This window comes from Streptomyces sp. NPDC050211 (assembly GCF_040656035.1).
Lineage (GTDB): Bacteria > Actinomycetota > Actinomycetes > Streptomycetales > Streptomycetaceae > Streptomyces.
In genome coordinates, this window is record NZ_JBFALC010000154.1 from 1 (window position 1) to 3944 (window position 3944).

At 72.3% G+C, this 3944-nt stretch carries 5 protein-coding genes and 1 pseudogene; 5 read left to right on the forward strand and 1 reads right to left on the reverse strand.

Features of this window, described 5'->3' with window-relative positions; all coding sequences use genetic code 11:
• Positions 1 to 587 (forward strand): hypothetical protein (locus AB0I98_RS49485; RefSeq protein ID WP_362953060.1); only part of this gene is annotated, 587 nt, incomplete at its 5' end.
• A gap of 7 nt (positions 588 to 594) precedes the next feature.
• Here AB0I98_RS49485 and AB0I98_RS49490 read toward each other — a convergent pair.
• Positions 595 to 1380 carry a putative protein N(5)-glutamine methyltransferase gene (locus tag AB0I98_RS49490; RefSeq protein ID WP_362953062.1) on the reverse strand — a complete coding sequence of 262 codons (786 nt, stop codon included), beginning with the start codon at positions 1378 to 1380 and terminating at the stop codon, positions 595 to 597.
• 335 nt (positions 1381 to 1715) lie between these two features.
• On the opposite strand from AB0I98_RS49490, the gene AB0I98_RS49495 reads away from it, so the two are divergent.
• The 4 genes and pseudogenes from AB0I98_RS49495 to AB0I98_RS49510 all read left to right on the forward strand — a co-directional run.
• Positions 1716 to 2126: a MarR family winged helix-turn-helix transcriptional regulator gene (locus AB0I98_RS49495; protein ID WP_362953068.1), complete on the forward strand. Its 411-nt coding sequence runs from the start codon at positions 1716 to 1718 to the stop codon at positions 2124 to 2126.
• Positions 2127 to 2257: 131 nt separating this feature from the next.
• Positions 2258 to 2863: a sulfite oxidase-like oxidoreductase gene (locus AB0I98_RS49500; protein ID WP_362953064.1), complete on the forward strand. Its 606-nt coding sequence runs from the start codon at positions 2258 to 2260 to the stop codon at positions 2861 to 2863.
• A complete protein-coding gene (locus AB0I98_RS49505) occupies positions 2856 to 3611 on the forward strand; it encodes a ferredoxin reductase (protein ID WP_362953066.1) in 756 nt (251 codons plus the stop codon). Before AB0I98_RS49500 ends, AB0I98_RS49505 begins: the two co-directional genes overlap by 8 nt.
• A gap of 90 nt (positions 3612 to 3701) precedes the next feature.
• A pseudogene (locus AB0I98_RS49510) lies at positions 3702 to 3944 on the forward strand (hypothetical protein); the annotation flags it as partial.

Here is a 3944-nt window from a genome sequence, read left to right on the forward strand (position 1 = left end):
CCCGCGCCGTGACCGCGGCGGCGACGGTCGTCGTCCTGGCCCTCGGCGGCACCGTCGCCTACGCCGCCACCTCGTCGGGTTCCGGCGAAGGCGCCACGCCCGCCGCCACCGGCACCGCCTCGGAGTCCTCCTCGCCCGACGACCGCCGCCCCTGGCGCGGACCCGGCATGTGGTTCGGCCTCGGCGGCGAGGCCGCGCACGGCGAGGCGACCGTCAAGGACCGCGACACCGGCGACTGGGTCGTCCGGATCTGGCAGTGGGGCACCATCGAGAACGTGGACGGCGACCAGGTCACGGTCAAGAGCGAGGACGGGGCCGAGTGGACCTGGACGGTCGACGAGGACACCACGGTCTGGCACGACGGCTCGTCCGAATCCGGTGCCGATGAGCTGAAGGAAGGCGAGTCGGCGCACCTCGCCGGTACCCGTTCCGACGACGACACCCGCACCGCCGCCCGTGTCATCTCCGGCAGTCGGGACGACAAGGACGACGAGGGCTGGGGGCCGGGCGACCGGCACTTCAAGTTCCCCGGTCACCGTGACGGGAAAGATCCGGAGCCCTCGAAGAGCGGCGGCGCCACGACCTGACCCCGCGTCAGAGCGTGCCGATCACGACATTCGCGTACCACTCCTCCGACACGGCCAGACGGGCCGTCAGACCACCGTCGGCGAAGGCGTCGACGGCCGCCGGTACCTGGGCCTCGCTCGTCTCGACCAGCAGACAGCCGCCCGGCGCGAGCCATCGGGGCGCATCGGCGGCGACGCGGCGCAGGACGTCCAGTCCATCCGCGCCGCCGTCCAGCGCGACCAGCGGCTCATGGTCCCGGGCCTCCGCGGGCAGCAGGCCGACTTCGCCGGTGGGGACGTACGGCACATTGGCCGCGAGGATGTCGACGCGGCCCCGCAGTTCATCTGGGAGCGCCTCGAACAGGTCGCCCGTGTGCACGAGTCCGCCCAGCGGGGCGATGTTGCGGTGAGCGCAGCGTACGGCCGACGGGTCGATGTCGGCGGCGTGCAGGTCGACTTGCCCGAGCGCGGCGGCGAGGGCTGCGCCGACCGCTCCGGAGCCGCAGCACAGGTCGACTACGACGGAGGCGCCCGGCGCCTGGGCCAGAGCCTGTTCGACGAGGAATTCGGTACGGCGGCGAGGCACGAAGACGCCAGGTTCGACCGTGATCCGCAGTCCCCGGAACTCCGCCCAGCCGAGGACGAGTTCAAGGGGCAGACCGTCCGCGCGACGGCGCACCATGGCGGCCAGTTCGTCGGGGTCGTGGGCCGCGCCCAGGATCAACTGGGCCTCGTCCTCGGCGAAGACACAGCCCGCTGCGCGCAGGGCGGTGACGACAGCGTCGTACGAGGACAGGGAAGAAAGAGGTGGCATGAAAGCCGAGAGCCTTTCGGGAGCCGAAGGGCGCTCTCGCGGTCACCTAGCGTCGGCGATCCGCGCCGGTTCGAGGGGCGAGCACCCGAGCTGACACAGCGGTAATGGGTCTCACCTCCTCAGGCGGTCACGGCCGGGACACTCCGCAGCCGGACGGCAACATTACCCGGATCGGGCGAGCGGTTGTCACCCTGCTGCTGAAATGCAGCTAAGTTGCACTATGCAACCAGCAGGGCGAGGGAGGTTCCGTGAACGCAGCCGACGTGACCGATGAGCCGGTTGGCCACTCCGGCGGGCCCGGTGCGGACACGGCCGTGGAGACCATCCAGCGCGAGATGACCGCCTTCGCCCGCCGGGCACGGGCCTCGGCGGGACGTATGCACCCCGAGTTGTCGCTGGTGTCGTACACGCTGCTGGGGCACCTGGAGGAGAGCGGCGGCTGCCGCGCCACCGACCTGGCCGCGCACTACGCCCTCGACAAGTCCACCGTCAGCCGCCAGGTCGCCGCGCTCGAGCGGACCGAACTCATCGAGCGGCGCCTCGCCCCTGAGGACCACCGCGTGCAGGTACTGCACCTGACGGACGCCGGCCGGAACATCCTCGCCCAGGTCACCGAGAGCCGCCGGACGGCATTGCGGGAACGGCTCGCGGACTGGCCGACGGAGGATCTGGAGCGGTTCGCCACGTATCTCGTGCGCTACAACGGGTGGACCGGGGCGGGTGCCGAGGCTTTGCGGCCTTCATGAGCGCGGGGCCCGCCGCCCCCCGGGACCGGGCAGGTCCGCAGGCCACGTACGGTTGACTGCGTAAGCACCCATAACGTCCGACCCACGGGCCGCCACGCACGTACGCACGGCGACCTGGAGGCAGCACCCGCATGAATGTCACCCGAGGCTTCACCGGACGTCCGCGCGTCGACGACCCGGGGCTCCCGCCCGGCCAGTACGACGCGGGCGACGACTGGCCCGTCCTGTCCGCGGAGGTCACTCCCGAACTGGCGCCCGCCGACTGGACCTTCCGTGTCGACGGCCTGGTGGACAAGCCCCGCACCTGGAACTGGGAGCAGGCGCACGAGCTGCCGGCCTCGGCGTACGAGGGTGACATCCACTGTGTGACGAGCTGGTCGAAGTTCGGCGTGCGGTTCGGGGGCGTCTCGCTGGACGCCTTCCTCAATGTGGTGCGCCCCCATGTGGCCGCCACACATGCCGTCGCCTACTCGCACACCGGATACACCACGAACCTGCCGCTCGCGGACCTGACCGGCGGACGGGCCTGGATCGCCTGGGAGTACGACGGCCGGCCCCTCGCGCCCGAGCACGGTGGTCCGGCACGCCTGCTGGTGCCGCATCTCTACTTCTGGAAGAGCGCCAAGTGGATCGCGGGCATCCGGCTCCTCGACCACGACGAGCCGGGCTTCTGGGAGCAGAACGGCTACCACGCCCGCGGCAACCCCTGGGAGGAGCAGCGGTACTCCGGTGACTGAGACCTTCACTCCCCCGACGCGCTTCGCCGTGCCCGGGCGGATCGCCGTGAGCAACCAGGCCGCCGCCGTGTGGCAGACCGCCACGATCACCGAGATCCGCCGCGAGACCCCGCACGCCGCAACCTTCCGGCTCGCCGTGCCCGACTGGCAGGGGCATCTCCCCGGCCAGCACCTGATGCTGCGGCTCACCGCCGGGGACGGCTATGCGGCCCAGCGCCACTACTCCCTCGCGTCCGCGCCCGACGACTCCGGGCATATCGAGCTGACCCTCGATCACGTCGAGGGCGGCGAGGTCTCGGGCTGGTTCCACACCGTGGCCCGGCCCGGTGACCGGCTCGAGGTGCGCGGGCCGCTCAGCGGCTTCTTCGCCTGGCCCGGCGACCGGCCCGCCCTGCTGATCGGCGCGGGATCCGGCGTCGTACCGCTGATGTCGATGGTGCGGCACCACCGGGCGCGGGGCCTGTCCGTGCCGCTGCGGCTGCTGGTGTCGGCGCGCAGTCCCGAGGAGCTGATCTACGGGCGGGAGTACGGCGCCGAGACGACGCCCGTGTTCACGCGGAGCGCGCCACATGGCGTACCTGTGGGTCGTATGACGGCCGCACATGTGGCCCCGCTCCTGGCCGACCGGCCTCCCGGTGGGTGGGAGGCCTATGTGTGCGGCTCCAACGGGTTCGCCGAGCACGCCTCACGGCTGCTCGTCGCGGCAGGCCAGCCGGTCGACCGCATCCGGATCGAGCGCTTCGGCTGACCGGCTCCGATCTCCACAGCCGGCGGCCGTGTCGGCCCGCTTAGGTCACTCGATGTGGGCACTCGTAGGCGTGACGGCGAGGAGGTCGACATGCGAACGCGGGTGCGCGGCTGGCGCTGGCGGCCCAGCCCGCTGCGGCGCCGGTCGGACATCGTGGAGGCGTGGACGGTGGTGGTCGTCGCCGTCCTGCTGTTCGTGGGCGCGCCGCTGGCCGGGGCGGCCCCGGCAAGGTGGGCGGGAGGGGGGGGACGGGACACCGCGGCGGCGCAACGCGCCGAGCGCCGCCAGGTGCGGGCCGAGGTGGTCGGCGCCCTCTCAGGCTCGTTGGCGACG